Source organism: Actinopolyspora mortivallis DSM 44261, assembly GCF_000384035.1.
Lineage (GTDB): Bacteria > Actinomycetota > Actinomycetes > Mycobacteriales > Pseudonocardiaceae > Actinopolyspora > Actinopolyspora mortivallis.
In genome coordinates this window covers 861,705-883,554 of record NZ_KB913024.1, presented here as the reverse complement: position 1 = coordinate 883,554, position 21,850 = coordinate 861,705, and the positions used below count along the sequence as shown (strand labels likewise).

General features: G+C 68.6%; 16 protein-coding genes, 1 rRNA gene, 1 pseudogene and 3 other annotated features. Of the genes and pseudogenes, 10 read left to right on the top strand and 8 right to left on the bottom strand.

The window, feature by feature from the left end; translation table 11 throughout:
• On the top strand, positions 1–1,414 hold a 1,414-nt coding region (locus tag ACTMO_RS20295), incomplete at its 5' end, for a leucyl aminopeptidase (protein WP_019853448.1).
• A 65-nt stretch (positions 1,415–1,479) separates the two neighbouring features.
• Here ACTMO_RS20295 and ACTMO_RS0104370 read toward each other — a convergent pair.
• Entirely contained in the window at positions 1,480–1,830 is a 351-nt protein-coding gene (locus ACTMO_RS0104370; RefSeq protein ID WP_019853447.1) for a hypothetical protein, read from the bottom strand.
• 228 nt (positions 1,831–2,058) lie between these two features.
• Here ACTMO_RS0104370 and lpdA point away from each other — a divergent pair, with 228 nt between their 5' ends.
• From lpdA to lipB, 4 genes and pseudogenes are all read left to right on the top strand, one after another.
• Positions 2,059–3,429 carry a dihydrolipoyl dehydrogenase gene (lpdA, locus tag ACTMO_RS0104365; protein WP_019853446.1) on the top strand — a complete coding sequence of 457 codons (1,371 nt, stop codon included), beginning with the start codon at positions 2,059–2,061 and terminating at the stop codon, positions 3,427–3,429.
• A gap of 64 nt (positions 3,430–3,493) precedes the next feature.
• A pseudogene (gene sucB / locus ACTMO_RS21645) lies at positions 3,494–4,971 on the top strand (2-oxoglutarate dehydrogenase, E2 component, dihydrolipoamide succinyltransferase).
• Between the two features lie 165 nt (positions 4,972–5,136).
• Positions 5,137–6,021 (top strand): TIGR01777 family oxidoreductase, encoded by an 885-nt coding sequence (locus tag ACTMO_RS0104355; protein ID WP_019853444.1) that lies wholly within the window; start codon positions 5,137–5,139, stop codon positions 6,019–6,021.
• 106 nt (positions 6,022–6,127) lie between these two features.
• Positions 6,128–6,874: a lipoyl(octanoyl) transferase LipB gene (gene lipB / locus ACTMO_RS0104350; RefSeq protein ID WP_019853443.1), complete on the top strand. Its 747-nt coding sequence runs from the start codon at positions 6,128–6,130 to the stop codon at positions 6,872–6,874.
• A gap of 52 nt (positions 6,875–6,926) precedes the next feature.
• Here lipB and ACTMO_RS0104345 read toward each other — a convergent pair whose 3' ends face one another.
• Positions 6,927–7,874 carry an LLM class F420-dependent oxidoreductase gene (locus ACTMO_RS0104345; RefSeq protein WP_026448867.1) on the bottom strand — a complete coding sequence of 316 codons (948 nt, stop codon included), beginning with the start codon at positions 7,872–7,874 and terminating at the stop codon, positions 6,927–6,929.
• 49 nt (positions 7,875–7,923) lie between these two features.
• Complete coding sequence (locus tag ACTMO_RS0104340; protein ID WP_033401492.1) at positions 7,924–8,541, bottom strand: TetR/AcrR family transcriptional regulator; 618 nt, start codon at positions 8,539–8,541, stop codon at positions 7,924–7,926.
• Between the two features lie 103 nt (positions 8,542–8,644).
• Between ACTMO_RS0104340 and ACTMO_RS0104335 the strand changes: the two genes are divergently transcribed.
• The 4 genes from ACTMO_RS0104335 to ACTMO_RS0104320 all read left to right on the top strand — a co-directional run bounded on the left by ACTMO_RS0104335 (position 8,645) and on the right by ACTMO_RS0104320 (position 12,241).
• Entirely contained in the window at positions 8,645–9,124 is a 480-nt protein-coding gene (locus ACTMO_RS0104335; protein WP_019853440.1) for a hypothetical protein, read from the top strand.
• 73 nt (positions 9,125–9,197) lie between these two features.
• A complete protein-coding gene (locus ACTMO_RS0104330) occupies positions 9,198–10,133 on the top strand; it encodes an oxidoreductase (RefSeq protein WP_019853439.1) in 936 nt (311 codons plus the stop codon).
• A gap of 81 nt (positions 10,134–10,214) precedes the next feature.
• Positions 10,215–11,216 (top strand): lipoyl synthase, encoded by a 1,002-nt coding sequence (gene lipA / locus ACTMO_RS0104325; protein WP_026448866.1) that lies wholly within the window; start codon positions 10,215–10,217, stop codon positions 11,214–11,216.
• Positions 11,217–11,515: 299 nt separating this feature from the next.
• A complete protein-coding gene (locus ACTMO_RS0104320; RefSeq protein ID WP_019853437.1) occupies positions 11,516–12,241 on the top strand; it encodes a DUF4191 domain-containing protein in 726 nt (241 codons plus the stop codon).
• 62 nt (positions 12,242–12,303) lie between these two features.
• Here the strand turns inward: ACTMO_RS0104320 and ACTMO_RS0104315 are convergent, their stop codons facing one another.
• On the bottom strand, positions 12,304–12,759 hold the full coding sequence (locus ACTMO_RS0104315) for an RDD family protein (RefSeq protein WP_026448865.1): 456 nt from the start codon (positions 12,757–12,759) through the stop codon (positions 12,304–12,306).
• Between the two features lie 200 nt (positions 12,760–12,959).
• Here ACTMO_RS0104315 and glnA point away from each other — a divergent pair, with 200 nt between their 5' ends.
• Positions 12,960–14,384 (top strand): type I glutamate--ammonia ligase, encoded by a 1,425-nt coding sequence (gene glnA / locus ACTMO_RS0104310; protein ID WP_019853435.1) that lies wholly within the window; start codon positions 12,960–12,962, stop codon positions 14,382–14,384.
• A gap of 80 nt (positions 14,385–14,464) precedes the next feature.
• Here glnA and ACTMO_RS0104305 read toward each other — a convergent pair whose 3' ends face one another.
• The 4 genes from ACTMO_RS0104305 to rrf all read right to left on the bottom strand — a co-directional run bounded on the left by ACTMO_RS0104305 (position 14,465) and on the right by rrf (position 19,667).
• The gene (locus tag ACTMO_RS0104305; RefSeq protein ID WP_026448864.1) at positions 14,465–15,400 is read right to left on the bottom strand and encodes an NADP-dependent oxidoreductase; all 936 of its coding nucleotides are present in this window, start codon (positions 15,398–15,400) and stop codon (positions 14,465–14,467) included.
• A 68-nt stretch (positions 15,401–15,468) separates the two neighbouring features.
• The gene (locus tag ACTMO_RS0104300; RefSeq protein ID WP_019853433.1) at positions 15,469–18,546 is read right to left on the bottom strand and encodes a bifunctional [glutamine synthetase] adenylyltransferase/[glutamine synthetase]-adenylyl-L-tyrosine phosphorylase; all 3,078 of its coding nucleotides are present in this window, start codon (positions 18,544–18,546) and stop codon (positions 15,469–15,471) included.
• Positions 18,547–18,637: 91 nt separating this feature from the next.
• Positions 18,638–19,390, bottom strand: coding sequence for a type 1 glutamine amidotransferase (locus ACTMO_RS0104295; RefSeq protein WP_033401491.1), 753 nt, complete (start codon positions 19,388–19,390; stop codon positions 18,638–18,640).
• A gap of 159 nt (positions 19,391–19,549) precedes the next feature.
• A 5S ribosomal RNA gene (gene rrf, locus ACTMO_RS0104290) occupies positions 19,550–19,667 on the bottom strand.
• 123 nt (positions 19,668–19,790) lie between these two features.
• Positions 19,791–20,658 (bottom strand) — a sequence feature (23S ribosomal RNA rRNA prediction is too short).
• A 5-nt stretch (positions 20,659–20,663) separates the two neighbouring features.
• Positions 20,664–21,532 (bottom strand) — a sequence feature (23S ribosomal RNA rRNA prediction is too short).
• Between the two features lie 76 nt (positions 21,533–21,608).
• Positions 21,609–21,810 (bottom strand) — a sequence feature (23S ribosomal RNA rRNA prediction is too short).
• Positions 21,811–21,850: the final 40 nt, after the last annotated feature.

The following is a 21,850-nucleotide window of genomic DNA, read 5'->3' as shown; positions in this document are numbered from 1 at the left end:
GGGTAGCGACGGGCCCGAGCTCGCCCAGGGAACCAACGAGCTCGCGGCCGCGTTCGACGGCAACCTCACCGAGACACTGAGCCTGCTCGGTGCCAAGGGCAAGGCCGAAGAGGTGGTCAGGGTCCCGGCGAGCGGCTCGATCCGCGCCAACGTGCTCCTGGCGGTCGGTCTGGGCAAACGCGACACCGACGGTGAGATTCCCGCAGAGTCGGTGCGACGTGCCGCCGGGGTCGCGGCGCGTTCCCTGAACGGCGTCTCCCACGCGGCGAACACACTGTCCGCGCTGGACCTTTCCGCGACCGTCCAGGGCACCGTCATGGGGGCCTACTCCTACACGCGCTACAAGTCGCAGCCGGGAGAGGATCCGGTCGCCAAGGTCGACCTGCTCGTTGCCGACGCCAAGAGCGACGGCGCCAAGTCGGCCCTGAAGGGGGCCACCGCCATCGGCGAGGCCGTCAACACCGCGCGCGACCTGATCAACACCCCGCCGAACGACCTGCCGCCCGCGACGATGGCGGAGCGGGCCGCCGAACTCGGCCGGGCCGCCGGCCTGGAGGTCGAGACCCTCGACGAGGACGAGCTGCGCAAGCACGGCTACGGCGGCATCCTGGGGGTCGGCGCGGGATCGTCGCGGCCACCACGGTTGGTGCGGCTGCGCCACAAGGGCCCCAAGGGGGCGCGGAAGGTCGCGCTGGTCGGCAAGGGCGTGACCTTCGACACCGGCGGAATCTCCCTCAAACCCGCCTCGGGCATGGAGGAGATGACCTCGGACATGTCCGGGGCCGCCGCCGTGATAGCCACCGTGGTGCTGGCCGCCAAACTCAACTATCCCCTGGACATCACGGCCACGGTTCCCATGGCCGAGAACATGCCCTCCGGGACCGCCTACCGCCCCGGCGACGTGTTGCGGATGTACGGCGGCAGGACCGTGGAGGTCCTCAACACCGACGCCGAGGGCAGGCTCATCCTGGCCGACGCGATCACCCGGGCCTGCGAGGACGAGCCGGAGTACCTGATCGAGGCCTCCACGCTCACCGGTGCCCAGCTGGTGGCCCTCGGCAAGCGCACACCGGGGGTGATGGGAAGCGAGCAGTTCCGGGACCGGGTGGCCGCGCTCTCCCGGGCCACCGGCGAGGGGGGCTGGGCCATGCCCCTGCCCGAGGAACTGCGCGGTGACCTGGACTCCAAGCTGGCCGACCTGACCAACGTCACCGGCCAGCGGTGGGGTGGCATGTTGGTGGCCGGGCACTTCCTGAGCGAGTTCGTGACCGGGCAGACGGCCTGGGCACACATCGACGTCGCAGGGCCCGCCTACAACTCGAACTCACCGTGGGGCTACACCCCCAAGGGAGGAACGGGAGTTCCGGTCCGCACCATGGCAGCCGCGCTGGCCGACATCGCCGAGAACGGCTGACCCCCGCGAAAAGGGTGGTCCGGCGGCCCGGCCACGACAGTGACGTCGTGGGCGTGGCCGCCGGATCACTCCTCCAGCCGACGGCGGTACTCGCGGCGACGCAGGACGCGCTGCTTGCGCTGGTAGTCCCGCATCCGCTGGGGGTAGCCGACCTTGTGCACCTCGTAGAAGGGGATACCGAGTCGGTGCGTGAAACGGATCGCGCTCTCGCGGTCACCGATCCTGCGCCGCGTCCACTCCCCGTCGTGGGCGACGAGCACGATCGTTGCCTCGGTCACCTGTGTGGGTGGCTCCAGGAACCCCTCGACCCCACGGCGCTCGGCCGCCCACTGGCGTAAGTGCTCGGTGTCCTGGTTGCGTTCCGGACGCGTGCGTCGCTGCCGCCCCTTGCGGCGCAGACGCTCGAACAGACCCACGTTTCCTCCTAACCCGCCTACCACGATACTGCCAGGCCGGGCATAAAAGGGCTCCGCCGTGCGTTGAGAAGTAAGGTGACTGTGATCTTCACGCCATTCGCGCCGGAAACCCGCCCATCCCGTGTCGCGCCCACCGCTCGCGTGGTGACAAGATGTCTTCCGGCGGCGGGGGGATCCTCCGCACCGCCAACAGTGAGTTGAACAATGATGCCTGTCGAGGAGTGCGAAGTGACCGACACGTCCGCCGATCTAGTCATCCTCGGTGGCGGCTCCGGCGGCTACGCCTGCGCTTTCCGCGCGGCGGAGCTGGGCCTTTCCGTCACCCTCATCGAAAAGGACAAGCTCGGTGGGACCTGTCTGCACCGAGGGTGCATCCCCACCAAAGCCTTGTTGCACGCCGCCGAGGTGGCGGACTCCACCCGTGCGAGTTCCCAGGTCGGCGTGAAGGCCTCCCTCGAGGGCATCGACATCGACGGTGTGAACTCCTACAAGGACGGCATCGTCTCCAAACTGCACAAGGGGCTACAGGGGCTCGCCAAGGCCCACAAGGTCAACTACGTGGAGGGTGCCGGCAGGCTCGTCGACGCCAACACCGTCGAGGTCGACGGCACACGCTACACCGGCACGAACGTGGTGCTGGCCACCGGCTCCTACTCCAAGACCCTGCCCGGCCTGGAGTTCGGGGGCAGGATCGTCGCCAGTGAGCAGGCGCTCAACCTCGACTACGTCCCCGAGAAGGTCGTCATCCTCGGTGGAGGGGTCATCGGTGTCGAGTTCGCCAGCGTGTGGCGTTCCTTCGGGGCCGAGGTGAACATCGTCGAGGCACTGCCCCACCTCGTTCCCAACGAGGACGAGTACTGCTCCAAGCAGTTGGAGCGCGCCTTCCGCAAGCGCGGGATCAAGTTCTCCACCGGTGTCAAGTTCACCGGAGCGCAACAGACCGACGAGGGGGTCACGGTCAGCCTGGAGAACGGCGAGACCCTGGAGGCCGACCTGATGCTGGTCGCCGTCGGGCGGGGCCCGAACACGGCCGGCCACGGTTACGAGGAGGCCGGCCTCACCCTGGAACGCGGTTTCGTGCGCACCGACGAGCGGCTGCGCACCAACCTGCCCGGCGTCTACGCGGTCGGCGACATCGTCCCCGGGCTGCAACTCGCCCACCGCGGTTTCCAGCAGGGCGTGTTCATCGCCGAGGACATCGCCGGACTCAACCCGCCGGTCATCGACGAGGCGGGCATCCCCCGGGTGACCTACAGCAATCCCGAGGTGGCCTCGGTGGGCCTCACCGAGAGCGCCGCCCGGGAACAGTACGACAAGGTGGAGACCTTCACCTACGACCTCGCGGGCAACGGCAAGAGCCAGATCATCAAGACGGCGGGCGCCGTCAAGGTGGTCCGCGCCGCGGACGGCCCGGTGCTCGGCCTTCATCTGATCGGGGAGCGCGTGGGCGAACTCGTCAGCGAGGCCCAGCTCATCTACAACTGGGAGGCCCTCCCCGAGGACGTGGCTCCGCTGGTCCACGCCCACCCCACGCAGTCGGAGGCCCTGGGCGAGGCACACCTGGCCCTGGCGGGCAAGCCTCTGCACGTACACGGCTGACGCGGAACGCTCAACCGGCAACGCCCGCCCACCACACGCCACGAGTACGAGGAGTCAGCAAGAGATGGCCTTCTCTGTCCAGATGCCGGCACTCGGTGAGAGCGTCAGCGAGGGCACGATCACCCGGTGGCTCAAACAGGTCGGCGACACCGTCGAGGTCGACGAACCTCTGCTGGAGGTCTCCACGAGGGCACGATCACCCGGTGGCTCAAACAGGTCGGCGACACCGTCGAGGTCGACGAACCTCTGCTGGAGGTCTCCACCGACAAGGTCGACACCGAGGTGCCCTCGCCGGTGGCCGGCACGATCCTGGAGATCGCCGCCAGCGAGGACGACACCGTCGAGGTCGGCGCGAAACTGGCGGTGGTCGGGGACAAGGCGGCGGCTCCCGCCGCCGAGCCCGCCGCCCCTCGGGAGCAACAGGCACCGCAGCAACCGGCCGAACCGGCCCCCACCGCTCCGGCGGCGCCCGCGCCGTCCGAGCCGCAGCCGGCCCCCGAGCCGCAGTCACAGCCGGCCCCCGAGCCGCAGTCGCAACCGGCGGCCGCCCCCGCAGCCGGCGGGCAACAGCAGGAGTCCGGAGCCTCGGCTCCCTACGTCACCCCGCTGGTCCGCAAGCTCGCCAACGAGCACGGAATCGACCTGAACAGCCTGCGCGGCACCGGTGTCGGTGGCCGGATCCGCAAGCAGGACGTGCAGACCGCCATCGCCGAGCGCTCCTCCGAGCGGACGAGCGCGCAGCAGGCCACCGGCGGGCCGTCCGTGACGGAACCGGCCACCACCGCGGCGGGTCAGGAACCCTCCCCGGAGGCCAAGGCGCTGCGTGGGACCACCCAGAAGATGTCGCGGCTGCGGCAGGTGCTGGCGCAGCGCATGGTCGACTCGCTGCAGACGGCCGCCCAGTTGACCACGGTCACCGAGGTGGACGTCACCCGGATCGCTCGGCTGCGGGAACGGGCCAAGGAGGACTTCGAGGCCGCCGAGGGCGTCAAGCTCTCCTTCCTGCCCTTCTTCGCCAAGGCCACCGTCGAGGCGTTGAAACTGCATCCGAAGCTCAACGCCTCGGTCGACGAGGAGGCCAAGGAGATCACCTACCACGGTGCCGAGCACCTCTCGGTGGCCGTGGACACCGAACGCGGGCTGCTCACCCCGGTGATCCACGACGCCGGTGACCTCAACCTGGGCGGACTCGCCCGCAAGATCGCCGACGTCGCCGAACGCACCAGGGAGAACAAGGTCAAGCCGGACGAGCTCAGCGGTGGAACGTTCACGCTGACCAACACCGGCAGCAGGGGTGCCCTGTTCGACACCCCGATCCTGAACCCTCCCCAGGTGGGCATGCTCGGCACCGGCATGGTGGTCAAGCGCCCCGTGGTGGTCTCCGACGAGGCGGGCGGGGACACCATCGCGATCCGTTCGATGGTCTACCTGGCGCTGTCCTACGACCACCGCCTGGTCGACGGCGCCGACGCGGCCCGCTTCCTGAACACCGTCAAGCAGCGGTTGGAGGAAGGGGCCTTCGAGGCCGACCTCGGCCTGTGAACGCCGTCGCGGCGACCGGTGCAGCCGGTCACCGCCGAACCACCACACGGGGCCGCCCCACCACGGGCGGCCCCGTGTTCGTGCGACTGCCGGGAAGTCGTCCGGTGGGACGTTCCGTGCCGGGGCGCGCTCGCGCCGTGACGATCTTTGCGCGAGGATCGGGGTATGCGCGTGGTACTGGCCGGATCCTCCGGACTGATCGGAAGTCACCTCGTTCCCGCGTTGCGGCAGCAGGGCCACGACGTGCTCCGCCTGGTGCGCCGCGAGCCCCAGGCCCCCGACGAACGCGGCTGGGATCCCTACGGCGGGCGTCTGGACGACCGCGTCCTCGACGGGGCCGACGCGGTGATCAACCTGTGCGGCGCCCCGATAGGGGGAGGACTCTGGACGGAACAGCGCAGGAAGGAGCTGTCCCGTTCCCGCGTCACCCCGACGACGGTGTTGGCGGAGGCGGTGCGGCGCAACGGCGTTCCCGCCCTGCTCAACGCTTCCGCCACGGGGTTCTACGGGGACACCGGACGCGGGGTGGTCACCGAGTCCGCCGGACCGGGCAACGGCTTTCTGGCCGAACTCTGCCGCCGCTGGGAGACCGCCGCGGAGACCGCTTCCCCCTCCCGGGTGGTGCTGCTGCGCACCGGTCCGGTGATCTCTCCCTCCGGAGGGCTGCTCGGGCCGCTCAAGCCCCTGTTCTCCCTGATGCTGGGCGGCAAGATCGGGGACGGCACGCAGTACGTTCCCTGGATCTCCCTGGACGACGAGACGGCCGCGATCCGTTTCGTGCTCGAGAACCCACGGATCTCCGGCCCGGTGAACCTCACCGCACCGGAACCGGTGAGCAACGCGGAGTTCACCAGAGCCTTCGCCGAGGCGCTCGGCCGCCCGGCCCCCTGGGTGGTTCCGGCGTTCCTGCTGCGCACCGCGCTGGGCGATCTGGCCAGGGAGATGATTCTCAGCGGACAGCGCGCCGTGCCCGCGGTGCTGGAGGAGCACGGTTTCGTCTTCCGGCACCCCCGGGTGCGTGCGGCGCTGGGGGCCGCCGTCTCCGCCTGAGGCGGCTCCCCCCGACTCCGCCGACCCGAACACGGTCCGCACCGGTGTTTCCGCACCGTCCGGCGGAGAACCGCGCGCCGTTGCCCCGGGCGGGTAGGCTGAGCCCGTGAGCAACAGCGTGAACTCGTGCCGTCTCTGTAGCCACGAGATCGAGATCCGGCAGTTGGGCACCGTCGACTACCTGGACGCCTGGCAGCGCCAGCGGGAACTCGCCGACGCCCGGGCCGAGGGCACCGGTTCGGACACCCTGCTGCTGTTGGAACACCCCTCCGTCTACACGGCGGGGAAACGGACCCGCCCGGAGGACCGGCCGCAGGACGGCACTCCGGTGATCGACGTGGACCGTGGGGGCCGGATCACCTGGCACGGCCCTGGGCAACTCGTGGGATACCCGATCCTGCGGCTGGCCGATCCCGTCGACGTGGTCGGCTACGTACGCAGACTGGAACAGGCGTTGATCCAGGTGTGTTCCGAGTTCGGTCTGGACACCGGCCGAGTGGAGGGGCGCAGCGGGGTGTGGCTGCCCGCCGACGGGACACGTCCCGAACGCAAGATCGCGGCGATCGGGATTCGGGTGCAGCGGGGTGTGACGATGCACGGTCTGGAACTCAACTGCAACGCCGACATCGCCGAGTTCGACCGGATCGTTCCCTGCGGGATCAGTGACGCCGGGGTCACCTCGTTGTCGGCCGAACTCGGCCGGGAGGTCACCGTGGAGGAGGTGCTGCCCTCGGTGCGTCGAGCCGTTCCCGCCGCCCTGGACGGAGACCTGCCGGTCACCGACCGGGACGTCCGACAGGCCGGGGCGGCCCCGGCCGGAGTGACCTTCGCACTGGATCCGAGTCTGCGCTGAGCGCGGAGGCGGGACCGCACGGGGGTCCCCCGAGTCGGGACCGCCGGAGCGCTCAGTCCAGCGCTCCGGCCACCTCGGAGGCCACCAGCTCAAGGTGGTCCAGATCGGACAGGTCGAGAACCTGCAGGTAGAGTCGGGTGATCCCGGTGCGGGTGCGCCAGTTCCCGATCCTGTCCACCACCTCGGCGGGAGTTCCGGCCAGGCCGTTGACGCGTAGCTCGTCCACATCGCGCCCGATGGCCTCGGCACGCCGGGCGAGTTCGGCCTCGTTCCTGCCCACGCACAGCACGAGCGCCACCGAGCGCACCATGTCCGCCGGGTTCCTGCCCCGTTCCGCGCAGGCGGCGTCCACCCGTTCGAACTGGGCCACCGCGGTGTCCTGGTCCACGAAGGGCAGATTGAACTCGTCGGCGAACCTCGCGGCCAAGGCGGGGGTCCTGTGCCTGCCCGTTCCCCCGACGAGAACCGGTGGGCGGGGACGCTGCACGGGTTTCGGCAACGCCGGCGAGTCGCTGATCCGGTAGTGCTCACCGGAGTACTCGAAGGTCGATCCCTCCGGGGTGGTCCACAGGCCGGTCACGATCTCCAACTGTTCGGCGTACAGTCCGAAGCGTTCCCGCAGCGGCGGGAAGGGGATGCCGTAGGCGGTGTGCTCCTGCTCGTACCAGCCGCTGCCGAGTCCGAGCTCCACCCGGCCTCCGGACATCTGGTCCACCTGGGCGACCGAGACGGCCAGCGGTCCGGGCAGCCGGAAGGTCGCCGCGCTCATCAGCGTCCCCAGTCGCAGCCGCGAGGTCTCCCGCGCCAGCCCGGCCAGGGTCACCCACGCGTCCGTGGGGCCGGGCAGGCCGCTGACGTCGCCCATGCACAGATAGTGGTCGGAGCGGAAGAACGCGTCGTAGCCGCACTCCTCGGCCGTGCGCGCGACCCGGAGCAGGTCGTCGTAACTCGCGCCCTGCTGGGGTTCGGTGAAGATCCTGAGCCTGAAGTCCTCGTCCACGTTCCCGAGGCTAACGATCAACGCCACCGCACGCCGCGTGTCCGTGGATTCAGCCGGTCCCGCCGTCACGCAGGCCGCGCAGCAGCCGTTCGAGCGCCTGTCCCACCTCGACACTGGTTCGTTTGGGGTCGTCCGAGTTGGCGATGGTGTTCGCCCCGGCGGACAGACCTCCGAAGACGACACGGGCGAGCACGTCCACGGGGGAGCCGGAGTCGATCGTGCCGTTCTCGACCAGTCTGGTGAGGCTGCTGCGCACCAGCCCGAAGGTGTAGCGTTCTCCCAGGTCGTACCAGCGCCGGTAGCCGAGCACCACCGGCCCCTCCTGGACGACGACGCGGCGGAACGGTTCCTCCAGGCACTCCCGCAGGAAGGCGTCCAGCCCGGCGCGCAGTTCCTCCCACGGATCCCGTTTTCCCGGCATCTCGGCGGACAACCGGGAGACCACCCCGATCTCGACGCCTTCGAAGGCGGCCTCGAACAGGGCCCGCTTTCCGGCGAAATGGTGGTAGAGGGCGCCTTTGGTCACCCGGGCACGTTTGGCGATCTCGTCCAACGAGGAGTTCGCGTATCCGCGTTCGGTGAACAGTTCGATCGCGGACTCCACCAGCGCCGCACGGGTGTGTTCCGAGTACTCCACACGACGCGGTCGTTCTGTCGCCCCACTCACATCGCTTCACCATACCGCCGGCATACAGAACCTGATAGTTTCGTATTCAGTCGCATACTGGCGGTATGCCACAAACCATCGGTACGCCACGCGTGAGGTAGCCATGTCCTGGCAGCGGTTCCATCGCCGCACGGCGGCCGTACGTTTCGTGCTGGAACGGTTCGGGAACGCCCCCGAACACCTGCCCCACCCCCGGGAACACGCCGAGCTGTCCCCGGTGTTCACCGACGACCACGACATGCTGGGCGCCCTGCAACACAAGTGGATCAACCAGCTCATGGGCAGACTGGAACGCCGACTGTCCGAGTCCGCCGACCACACCGCCGAACGCCTGGAGGCCACCCGGCTCGCCTGGGAGGAGACCGCCACGGCCAACCCGGAACTGCGCCGCATCCTCGACCACCATCTCCCCACCGCGCACGGCGAGGCGCTGCGTGCCCTGCGGGCGGAACAACGACTGCTCGCCGTCTCCTCCGGCCTGGTCGACCACGACGGCGCCCCCTCCGAGACCGACCGCACCGGAGAGGCCCTGCTGCGACTGCTGCGCGGCACACGTGAGCAGCACGAGCCCGTCACGGTATGACAGCGCACGGAGTCGTCGACACGAACGGACAACGAGGATTGTTCGCACCCCGCTGTTCGGGTAGGACCGTGACATGACCAAGTGGGACGAGACCGCCATCCCCGACCAGACCGGCAGGACGGTGTTGATCACCGGGGCCAATTCGGGGCTGGGACTGCACAGCGCCCGCACGCTGGCCGCACACGGGGCCCGAGTGCTGCTCGGCTGCCGGGACGCCGAACGCGGCACCGCCGCGCTGCGCCGCGTGGAGGCCGGAGCGGACACCCGGCCCGAGCTGGTCGAACTCGACCTCGCCGACCTGGCCTCGGTCCGCCGCGCCGCGCTGCGCGTGCGGGAGTACACCGGGGACCGACTGGACGTGCTGATGAACAACGCCGGGGTGATGGCCACCCCGCACCGACGCACCGTGGACGGATTCGAGCTCCAGTTCGGCACCAACCACCTCGGGCACGCCGCCCTGACCTGGTTGCTGATGCCCGCCCTGAACGGGGCAGGCCCCTCCCGGGTGGTGACCCTGACCAGCCTCGCCCACCACGGCGGCGGACTCGACACGCGGGACCCGAACTTCCGCCACCGCCGCTACACCCCGCTCAGGGCCTACGCCCAGTCCAAGAGGGCCAACCTGTTCTTCGCCACGGAACTGGACGACAGGCTGCGCACCGGCGGATCGGCCACGCTCAGCGTCGCCGCCCACCCCGGCATGACCGCCACCGAACTGACCGCCAACTCCGCCCGTCAACGGCACCTTCCCGACGGGTTGAACAACGCCGTACGCGCGGTCACCGGTCTGCTCACCCAAGACGTGGAGCTCGGAGCACTGCCCCAGCTGTACGCCGCCACCGCGGCGTCCGTACGCGGCGGGGAGTTCTTCGGCCCGGCCAGGCTCGCCGAAACCAGAGGGCACCCGGCGCGGGCGTGGAAGAACCCCGCTGTCCGCGACACGGTCACCTCGGCGCGCCTGTGGGAACTCACCGCCGAACTCACCGGTGTCGAACCGGAACCCCGGTGAGCTCCCACGGGGCCGGCCTCCGGGAAAACGGGTGAGTTCGGTCATTGTCGAGGCCCCACGGCCGGGGCGTAGCCTGTGGTCGTGACTGTGGCGCCGGAGGGGCGGAAGCTGTTGCGGCTGGAAGTCCGCAACAGTCAGACGCCGATCGAGAAGAAGCCGTCCTGGATCAAGACGCGGGCCCGCATGGGGCCCGAGTACCAGGAGCTCAAGGGACTGGTACGACGCGAGGGACTCAACACCGTCTGCGAGGAGGCCGGCTGTCCCAACATCTTCGAGTGTTGGGAGGACCGGGAGGCCACCTTCCTCATCGGTGGTGACCAGTGCACCCGGCGATGCGACTTCTGCCAGATCGACACCGGCAAACCCGCCGAACTCGACACCACCGAACCCCGCAAGGTCGCGGAGTCCGTGCAGGCCATGGGACTGCGCTACTCGACGGTGACCGGTGTCGCCCGGGACGACCTCCCCGACGGCGGGGCTTGGTTGTACGCGGAGACGGTCCGGCAGATCCACGAGCTCAACCCCGGCACCGGCGTGGAGCTGCTCATCCCCGACTTCAACGCCGAGCCGGACCAGCTCGCCGAGGTGTTCGGCGCGCGTCCGGAGGTGCTCGCGCACAACGTCGAAACCGTTCCGCGCGTGTTCAAACGGATGCGTCCGGCCTTCCGCTACGACCGTTCGCTGAAGGTACTCACCCTCGCACGCGAGGCGGGGCTGGTGACCAAGTCCAACCTGATCCTCGGTATGGGCGAGACCCCGGACGAGGTCGAACCCGCGCTGCGCGACCTCCACGAGGCGGGCTGCGACATCATCACCATCACGCAGTACCTGCGTCCCAGCCCGCGACACCACCCGGTGGACCGCTGGGTCAAACCCGAGGAGTTCGTGGAGCACACCAGAACCGCCGAGCGCATCGGTTTTCCCGGTGTCATGGCGGGACCGTTGGTGCGCTCCAGCTACCGGGCCGGAAGGCTCTACGCCAAGGCGACCGAGCACCGCGGTATGCCGCTGCCCGAGAACCTGGCACACCTGGCCAAGGCGGGTACCGCCGCCCAGGAGGCGAGCAACCTGCTCTCCGGCTGACCGGACCCGGCCAGGTCGTGGCGGGCCCACGAGCCCGACTCCACCTGCGGTCGCCCCCGTTCGGCGGCCTCCGGAGAACGGCGGGGGCACGGGGTGCGGACACTTCCGGCACCCGTCCCACTCCGCGCCCGCCGCTGCCGGGAGTTCCACACGGCCCGCTCGGGCCGCGAGGCCACGAGCCCGCGCCCCCGCTGATCGCTCTACACCCCGTGGGAAGTCCACACACCGCGTGAGCGAGGACCGTCCCGACTGCCGAACCGCGTGGACGGCAGCGGGACACCTCGCCGTATCCTGTGGGTATGGCCAAGCAGGACCGGGCCGCCAAGAAGGAAGCGGCCAAACAGAAGCGGCAGGCGTCGAAGGCTCGCCGCAAACAGCTGTTCGAGGCGTTCAAGATGCAACGCCGGGAGGATCGGCTGCTCGTCCCGCTGATGCTCGCGGTGCTGCTCGGAACCGCCGTGGTGGCGTTCCTGCTCGGCTTGGTCTGGAACCTACAGTGGTTCTTCCTCCCCGTGGGCGTGGCCCTCGGCGCGCTGGGAGCGGTCATCGTCTTCGGAAGGCGTGTTCAGGCCAACGTCTACAACAAGGCCGACGGCCAGCCCGGCGCGGCGGGCTGGGCCCTGGAGAACATGCGCGGCAAGTGGCAGCTGACCCAGGGCGTGGCCGGCACCAGCCAGTTGGACGCGGTGCACCGCGTGGTCGGCCGACCGGGAATCGTCCTGGTCGGTGAGGGCTCCCCGCACCGTGTGCGGAACCTGATGAACCAGGAGAAGAAACGGATCGCCCGGCTGGTCGGCGACACTCCCATCTACGAGATCGTCGTCGGCAACGAGGAGGACCAGGTTCCGCTGCGGAAACTCCAGTCCAGAATCATGAAGCTGCCGCGCAACATCAACGCGGGGCAGATCGACTCGCTGGAGAAACGCCTCGAAGCCATCGGCGGCAGGAGCACGGCCATGCCCAAGGGACCGGCTCCCCAGGGGGCCAGGATGCGCAACGTGCAGCGCGCCACCCGCCGCAAGTGAGCGCTTCCGGGAAAGCCCGCCCGGTGGAAAGCACCACGGGCTTTCCCGACACGGAGCGCCCCTCAGCGACGCAGTACCACGGTTCCGCTCAGCCGGTCGTGCCAGGAGCGACCGTCCGTGTTCCACAGCACAGCGGGAACGAGCACAGCCGTCAGCACACAGCGCAGCAGCGCCCGGGGCAGTCCCACGAGCGAGGAACCGTCCACGCGGGCGACCCAGATCCCCGCCACTCCCATGCCCGGGGTGAAACCGAAGAAGGCCACGGGCAACACTGTGATGAGCGCCCAGGACAGCAGACTCCAGTTACCGGGAAGATCAGGGGCGGTGAACAGGCCGGCGACCAGCGCGGCCAACACGATGTCCAGCAGGAACCCCACGGCACGTCTGCCCGTGGGCGCCACGGACCCCGGGCCCTGCTCGGGAAGGCCGAGACGTTCACCGCGCCAACGCTGCTGAGGCTCGCCCGACTCGCGGAGCGCCGAGGGGCCGGACAGCCAGGAACCGAGTACTCTACCCACAGGGCCAGCATACGGGCCCGGACTCGTCCCGCACGGCCCGCGCGTGGCGTGGGAGAACCCCGCCCCCGATCCGTTTCGTTAACGTCGGCGAAACACGCGGGTGACGGTGGGGCAACACCCCCTTCGTAGGCTCCATCACCGAGTCGGCGGCACAAGCTTGCCCCGACGAGCGGCACCAACGCGTGAAGGAGCCATCGAGGGTGTTCACCAATCCAGACGAGGTCCTACGCTTCATCTCCGACGAGGACGTGAAGTTCGTCGACGTCCGGTTCTGCGACCTGCCGGGGGTCATGCAGCACTTCACCGTTCCCGCATCGGCGTTCGACCACGACACCTTCACCGAAGGTCTGGCCTTCGACGGTTCTTCGGTGCGTGGTTTCCAGTCGATCCACGAATCGGACATGCTGCTGCTCCCCGATCCGTACACGGCCCGGATCGACCCCTTCCGCATCGAGAAGACGCTGATCCTCAACTTCTTCGTGCACGACCCGTTCACGTTGGAGCCCTACAGCCGTGACCCGCGCAACATCGCGCGCAAGGCGGAGCAGTACCTGGCGGAGTCCGGGATCGCCGACACCGCGTTCTTCGCGGCCGAGGCGGAGTTCTACATCTTCGACTCGGTGCGCTACTCGGAGGGGGCGAACTCCTCGTTCCACGAGGTGGACTCGGTCGAGGGCTGGTGGAACACCGGGCGTGCCGAGGACGGCGGCAACCTGGGATACAAGACCCGCTACAAGGGCGGCTACTTCCCCGTTCCCCCCTACGACCACTACGCGGACCTGCGCGACGAGATGACCGCCGAGCTCATCAAGGCCGGGTTCGAGGTGGAGCGCGCCCATCACGAGGTGGGCACCGGCGGCCAAGCCGAGATCAACTACAAGTTCAACACGATGCTGCACGCCGCCGACGACCTGCAGCTGTTCAAGTACATCATCAAGAACACCGCGTGGCGCAACGGCAAGACCGTGACCTTCATGCCGAAGCCGCTGTTCGGGGACAACGGTTCGGGGATGCACTGCCACATGTCGCTGTGGCAGAGCGGCGCCCCGCTGTTCCACGACGAGTCCGGCTACGCGGGTCTGTCCGACACCGCCCGGCACTACATCGGCGGCATCCTGCACCACGCCCCGAGCCTGCTCGCGTTGACGAACCCCACGGTGAACTCCTACCACCGACTGGTTCCCGGCTTCGAGGCCCCGGTGAACCTGGTGTACTCGCAGCGCAACCGCTCGGCCTGCATGCGGATCCCGATCACCGGCACCAACCCGAAGGCCAAGCGCGTCGAGTTCCGCTGCCCCGATCCCTCCGGCAACCCCTACCTCGGCTTCGCCTCGATGCTGATGGCGGGCATGGACGGCATCCGCAACAAGATCGAACCCGCGGATCCGATCGACAAGGACCTCTACGAGCTTCCCCCGGAAGAGGCCAAGAACGTTCCCCAGGTGCCCTCCAGCCTAGCCGAGGCGGTGGACAACCTGGAAGCCGACCACGAGTACCTGCTCGAAGGTGGCGTGTTCACCGAGGACCTGCTGGAGAACTTCATCGCGCTCAAGCGCGAGAACGAGATCGACCCGATCCGGCTGCGCCCGCACCCGCACGAGTTCGCGCTGTACTTCGACGTGTGATCGTCGTCCTCCGGACGCGAAGGGGGCTCGCCATGACGGCGGCCCCCTTTTTCCGTCGCCGAGGAACGGTGCGTATCACCTCAGGAGACGGTGAGCACCAGTTTGCCCCGCACGTGCCCCTGTTCGAGCAGTTCGTGGGCCCGGGCTGCCTCGGACAGCGGCATGGTCTGTTGTACCTCCACCCGCAGGTCGCCGCGGTCGACCAACCGAGCCAGCCAGTTCAGATCGGCGGAGTCGGGGCGCACGAACACATAGTGGCCGCCCTGGGCCGTCACCGTCTGCGGGTCCTCCACCGAGGCGTGGCGTGAGACGTCCCGCAGCAGCTCGGGGGTTTCGGTCAACGCCGTTCCACCGGCCATGTCCAGCGCCGCGTCGACCCGGCCGTCACCACCGACGATTTCGGCCACCCGTCCCGGCAGTCCCGGCCCGTAGGTCACCGGCTCCGCTCCCAGTTCACGCAGGAACTCGTGGTTGCGCTCCGAGGCGGTCCCGATCACCCGGGAAGCACCGAGCGCCCGCGCGATCTGTACGCCCAGATGGCCCACGCCTCCGGCGGCCGCGTGCACCAGCACGGAGTCCCGTTCGCCCACGCCCACGGCCCGCAACATCTGCAGGGCCGTCAGCCCGGCCAGCGGCAGCCCCGCGGCCTCCGGGAAATCCACCGAGGCGGGTTTGTGCGCCAGCGTGCGATCCGGCGCCGCGACGAGTTCGGCGTAGGTTCCGTTCTGCACGTGGTCCTCACGCACGTAACCGACCACCTCGTCGCCCGGGCGGTAGTCGGTGACGGCCGGGCCGACGGCACGCACCACCCCGGCCACGTCCCAGCCGGAAACCAAAGGCGTGTGGTGCGGAAACAGTCCGCGCAGGTAACCGCGCCTGATCTTCCAGTCCACCGGGTTGACGCCTGCCGCCCTGGTCTCCACCAGCACCCGGTCGGGTCCGACCAAGGGATCGTCCAGCTCGTGTTCGGAAAGAACCTCGGGTCCGCCGAATTCGGTGAGCGCCATAGCCTTCATGTCCGGCTCAACACCGCACGGAGCACCGGTATTCCCCCGGACGGCGGAACCGGGGGAACGAACACGGTTCACATCCGACGGTCGTCGTAGAACACCCGCTCCACGACCCTGCGGGCCCTTCTCGTCGCCCGCAGATAGTCGTCCACCATTCTGCCCGGATCGGATTCGACGGGATAGCCCAACGCCGCGGCGACCGCGTTCAGCTCCCCGGAGCGCTTGGGCAACTGGTCCCCTCCCTTTCCGCGCACCAGCATCACGGCGTTGCGCGCGCGCATGGCGAACATCCACGCGTGTTCCAACGTCGCGGCGTCCTCCTCGGCCAACACGCCGACACGCGCGGCGGCCCGTAGTCCCTCCACGGTGGAGGTGGTGCGCAGTTCCGGGAACCCGTCGGCGAACCGCAGTTGCAGCAACTGCAGGGTCCACTCCACATCGGCCAGACCGCCCCGCCCCAGCTTGGTGTGGGTGTTCGGGTCGGCACCACGTGGCAACCGTTCCGCGTCCACCCGGGCCTTGATGCGGCGGATCTCGCGAACCCCCCGCGCGTCCAGCCCCCCGGAGGGGTAACGCAGCGCGTCCACGGCCCGGCAGAAACGCTCTCCCAGGTCAGCGTCCCCGGCCACCGGACTGGCCCGCAGCAGGGCCTGGGACTCCCAGACCTGCGACCACCTCCGGTAGTAGTTCAGATACGAGTCCAGGGTCCGCACCAACGGCCCGGACCGCCCCTCCGGACGCAGTCCCGTGTCCACCTCCAGCGGGGGATCCTGACTGGGTCTGCCCAGGACGCGCCGCACCTGCTCCACCACCGTGGTGGCGAAACGAACGGCGGTGCTGTCCTCGATCCCCGCTGTTGGTTCGCACACGAACAACACGTCCGCGTCCGAGCCGTACCCCAGCTCCGCTCCCCCCAGTCTGCCCATACCGATCACCGCGATGCTCGCCGGTTCCCGGCAGGCGTCCACCACCCCGCTCGGCCCCGACCACTCCGGTCTGGCCGCCACGTCCCGCACACACGCCTCCAGGGTGGCCTGCAACACCGCCACCCAGACACTCGACAGGGCCTGGAAAACCGCACGCGGGTCGAGAACTCCCAACAGATCCGCACAGGCCAGGCGCAGCATCTCGTGCCTGCGCAACGACCGCGCCGTCGAGGCGGCCCGCTCCGGCTCCACGTGACGCGCCACCGCGCTGCGCAACGAGCGCGCCACCTCGGTGCTGTCCCGCCCCGCCAACTCGTCGGTGTCCGACAGCAGACGAAGCACCTCGGGAGCGCGCACCAACAGCTCCGGGACCAGCTTCGACGTTCCGAGCAGCACCGCCAGCCGCTCGACCACCACGGCCTCGTCCCGGAGCAACCGCAGATACCACGGCGTGTCGGCCAGCGCCTCCGAGACGTTGCGATAGGCCAACAACCCTCCGTCGGGATCGGGGGTGTTGGCGAGCAGGTCCAGCAGCACCGGCAACAGGGTTCCCTGGATGCTCGCCCTACGGGACATTCCGGAGGTCAGCGCGGCGATGTGGTGCAGCGCCCCTTCCGGGGAGGTGTAGCCCAGCGCGGAGAGCCGCTGGACGGCTGCCGTGGTCGTCAGCCGCAGAGCCTCGCTGGGCACCTTGGCCACCGACTCCAGCAGCGGCCGGTAGAACAGTTTCTCGTGCAGTCTGCGCACCCTGCTGCTCTGCCTGCGGTACTCCGCGAGCAGCACCTCGGAGGCCTCCCTGTTGCCCTGCGAACGCAGCCCCATGGCCCTGGCCAGGTGATACAGCCTGTCGCGCTCCTCCTCCGCGGGGAACAGGTGGGTACGACGCAGCCGCCGCAGCTGCAACCTGTGTTCGACCCCCCGGAGGAACACGTACGACTCGGCCATGGCCGAGGAGTCGCTGCGCCCCACGTAGCCCTGTCCCCCCAGAGCCCGCAACGCCTCGGTGGTGGAACGGGAACGGACCGACTCGTCGCCTCTGCCGTGCACCAGTTGCAGTAGCTGTACCGCGAACTCGACATCGCGCAGTCCGCCCCTGCCGAGCTTCAGTTCCCGGTCCAACTGGTCCGGAGGAACGTGTTGTTCCACGCGCCGCCGCATGGAACGCACGTCGGCGACGAAGTTCTCCCGTTCCGCCGCCGTCCAGACCAGTGGCCGCACCGCCTCGACGTACCTCCGTCCCAGCTCGGGATCCCCGGCCACCGGACGTGCCTTCAACAGGGCCTGGAACTCCCAGGTACGCGCCCAACGGCGGTAGTAGGTCAGGTGACCGTCCAGGGTGCGCACCAGGGCCCCGGCCTTGCCCTCGGGGCGCAGGGCCGCGTCCACGTCGAAGAAGGCCGAGCCCGCCACCCGCATCAACGTGCTGGCCAGTCGGGTTCCCCGGGACACGTCCTCCTCCGACTCGGCGACGAAGACGACGTCGACGTCGCTCACGTAGTTGAGCTCGTACCCACCGCACTTACCCATGGCGATCACCGCCAGGCGCGGGGTGGCCTCCCCCTCTCCGAGTTCGGCCACCGCCACGGCCCAAGCCGCCCGCAACGCGGCCACGGCAAGTTCGGAGAGCCACCCTGTCACCCGCTCGTAGGGGGGAACGGACAGGGAGGTGTCGACCACTCCGGCCAGGTCCTCCGCGGCGATCTCCAACAGCATCCCGCGATACACCGTGCGCAGTTCACTGACCGCGGCCGTTCCGCGCAGTTCCGCCACGGGACGCTCCGGAGGGTCCGGGGTGTTCTCGTCGACACCGCCCACGCAGCGCAACAACTCCACGGTGAACCGCCGAACGCCGAACTCGGCGGCGTGCTGCTCGGCGGCCAACCGCCGCCAGTCCCTGGGATGTGCCACCAGGTGATCGGCCAGTGCTCCGGAATACCCCACCGTGGCGAACAGCCGGGCCCGCAGTCCCCGATCCTCCAGCAGACGCTCGGACAGTTCGGTCCAGTCGGGCCCCAACGCCTCCCGTAGTCGGTCCACCGAGTGCAGTGCCAGGTCCGGGTCCGGAGCCTGGGACAACGCGCCGAGCACTTCCTCGGCTTCGGGCAGCGGACCGCTGTCGAACCACCATCCTGCCGCGCGCAGTTGGGCCTCGGCGCGACCGACATCGCTGAATCCGTATCTCGCGGGGGACGGAGCCGCCGAGCGCTGCCAGTTGGATCGGACCATGCCCGGTACGGTAATGTCTTCGTCTCACCAGAACAGGTCCGAGTGTTGTCCTTTTCGCGTGGCCGTGATCACTTCCGCGCTCACAGGGGCTTCACAGCAACGGCAGTGACCGGGTACCGGCGCGTTCCTCCGGTGGGGTGGCGGCCATCCGCACGAAACGTTCGGCCACCGGTTTCCAGGTCTCCTCCAGATCGGCGTGGAAGCGTTCGAGATGCTCCTCGTCGAGCTGGCCGGGGCGTACCACCGCGGCGACGTCCGGTTCGGAGGCGAGCATTCTCCGGACGATTCCCGGTGTCGTCTCGATGTGGAACTGGAGTCCGTAGGCCCGGTCACCCACCCGGAAGGCCTGGTTCTCCCCTCCCGGCGAGGCCGCCAACAGCTGAGCGGTCGGAGGCAGGGTGGTTATCTCCTCGCGGTGGAACTGGAAGACGTCCGGGGTCAACGGAAGCGGGCCGAGCAACACGTCCTCGGCCGCGGCGTCCCGTTTGGCCACCAGCAGTGTTCCGGCCTCGGGACCGTGCGAACGTGTTCCGATCCTGCCCCCGGTGGCCATGGCGAGCACGTGCGCGCCGAAACCGATGGCCAGCACCGGGGTCCCGGCACCGGTCGCAGAGCTCAGCAGGGTGCGCAGCCTTCCGAGCCAGGGGCACTGGAGATCGGCCGTGGCGCTCGTCTCCGCGTCGAGCACGACCAGGCCCGAGTGTTCGTCCAGGGTTTCGGGAAGCGTTTCGCGTGTGGGGTCGAGGACGTCGAGTTCGGCACCGGCCTCCCCCAGCCAGTCATCCAGTCTTCCGGCGGGAGTGTCCTCGGAGGGTTGCACCACAAGAATCCGTGCCTCGGCCATGTGATCCAGGGTACGGGGAAGTGGGTGACGGATCACTCACGGTTCCGGTCGCCTCGGACGCGTTCGTGGTCGCGGCCACTCGGCTGTATGTGGCGCTCTTCCCAGAAGAGCTGGGGATATGAAAACGCCCCCCTTTGTGGGGGGGTGGGTGTGGTGGGGGGTCGGCGGTGTCCGTGGTTCCCGCACTCGTGGGGGTGCAGTAGGTCGGGCGCTGGAGGGCTTAGCTGCCGGGTTCGGGATGGGTCCGGGCGTGTCCCGCTCCGCTGTGGCCACCGACCCCGCCGCCACGGGGGGGCGGGGGCGTGTGTTGTATGGAGTTGTGGTGCCCCTTGTTGGGGGGTGGGTGGTTGAGGCTGTGTAGTGGTGGCGAGCGCGGGGGTGGGGTGTGGGTGTTCGTCGTTCGGCCGGTTAGTACCCGTCCACTGAGCACATTGCTGTGGGTGCATGTCGGGCCTATCGACCCAGTCGTCTGCTGGGGGCCTTATCCCCCCGGTGGGGGGTGGGAGACGTGGTCTTGGGGTGGGCTTCCCGCTTAGATGCTTTCAGCGGTTATCCGTGCCGAACGTAGCGAACCAGCCCTGCCCCTGGCGGGACAACTGGCAGACTAGAGGTTCGTCCGTCCCGGTCCTCTCGTACTGGGGACAGCTCCCCGCACGTCTCCGTGCGCGCGCGGCGGATAGGGACCGAACTGTCTCACGACGTTCTAAACCCAGCTCGCGTGCCGCTTTAATGGGCGAACAGCCCAACCCTTGGGACCGACTTCAGCCCCAGGATGCGACGAGCCGACATCGAGGTGCCAAACCATGCCGTCGATAGGGACTCTTGGGCAAGATCAGCCTGTTATCCCCGGGGTACCTGTTATCCGTTGAGCGACACCGCGTCCGCGTGCCGGTGCCGGATCACTAGTCCCTGCTTTCGCACCTGCTTGACCTGTCGGTCTCACAGTCAAGCTCCCTTGTGCACTTGCACTCGTCACCTGGTTTCCGTCCAGGCTGAGGGAACCGTTGGGCGCCTCCGTTACTGTTTGGGAGGCAACCGCCCCAGTTAAACTACCCACCAGGCACTGTCCCTGGTCCGGGTGACGGACCGAGGTTAGACGCCCACAACGACCAGAGTGGTATTTCACCAGCAACTCCGGCCACACTGGCGTGTGACCTTCCCAGTTTCCCACCTATCCTACACAAGCCGCCGCGGACGCCCATACCAAGCTGTAGTAAAGGTCCCGGGGTCTTTCCGTCCTGCCGCGCGAAACGAGCATCTTAACTCGTCGTGCAATTTCGTCGGGTCCGTGGTCGAGACAGCGCCCAAGTCGTTACGCCATTCGTGCAGGTCGGAACTTACCCGACAAGGAATTTCGCTACCTTAGGATGGTTATAGTTACCNCCGCCGTTTACCGGCGCTTCGGTTCGCCGCCACACCCCCTCGTGGGGGGTTCACGGCTCCCCTTAACGTTCCGGCACCGGGCAGGCGTCAGTCCGTATACCGCGTCTTACGACTTCGCACGGACCTGTGTTTTTAGTAAACAGTCGCTTGGGCCCATTCTCTGCGGCCGCTGCCAGCTCACCCCGCAGGGGGGGTCACCAGCGGCGGCTCCCCTTCTCCCGAAGTTACGGGGACATGTTGCCGAATTCCTTAACCACGGTTCGCCCGCTCGCCTCGGTATGCTCTACCAGACCACCTGTGTCGGTTTCGGGTACGGACCGCCCTCACACTCGCTAGAGGCTTTTCTCGGCAGCCGGGGCTTACCCACTTCGCCACACTGGCTCGGCCTCCGGTCTCACCGTCGACGCCGGCCCGGATTTGCCTGGGCCGGCCGGCTACACCGTTACCCCGGGAACCACCATCGCCCGGGTTGGGCTACCCTTCTGCGTCACCCCGTCGCTGACCAACACACCCACCACACACACCACCACCGGTCCAGCCGTGGTCTCGCGAACGAGACCGGGCCCACCGGTTGATGCTGGTGTCGTGGGGGCTGGTATGGGACGTGTCAAGGCGGGNACGGGAATATCAACCCGTTGTCCTGTCGACTACGCCTGTCGGCCTCGCCTTAGGATCCGACTCACCCAGGGCGGATCAGCCTGGCCCTGGAACCCTTGGTCATTCGGCGGGACAGATTCTCACTGTCCTAGCACTACTCATGCCTGCATTCTCACTCCCCCACACTCCACACCCCCTTACGGGGATGCTTCACCGCGGTGAGGGATGCTCCCCTACCCACCACCCCACCAAGGGGCGGTGCCACGGCTTCGGCGGTGTGCTTGCAAGCCCCGCTATATTATCGGCGCAGGATCACTTGACCAGTGAGCTGTTACGCACTCTTTCAAGGATGGCTGCTTCTAAGCCAACCTCCTGGTTGTCTCGGCGATCCCACATCCTTTTCCACTCAGCACACACTTGGGGGCCTTAGCCGGTGATCTGGGCTGTTTCCCTCTCGACCCTGGAGCTTGTCCCCCAGGG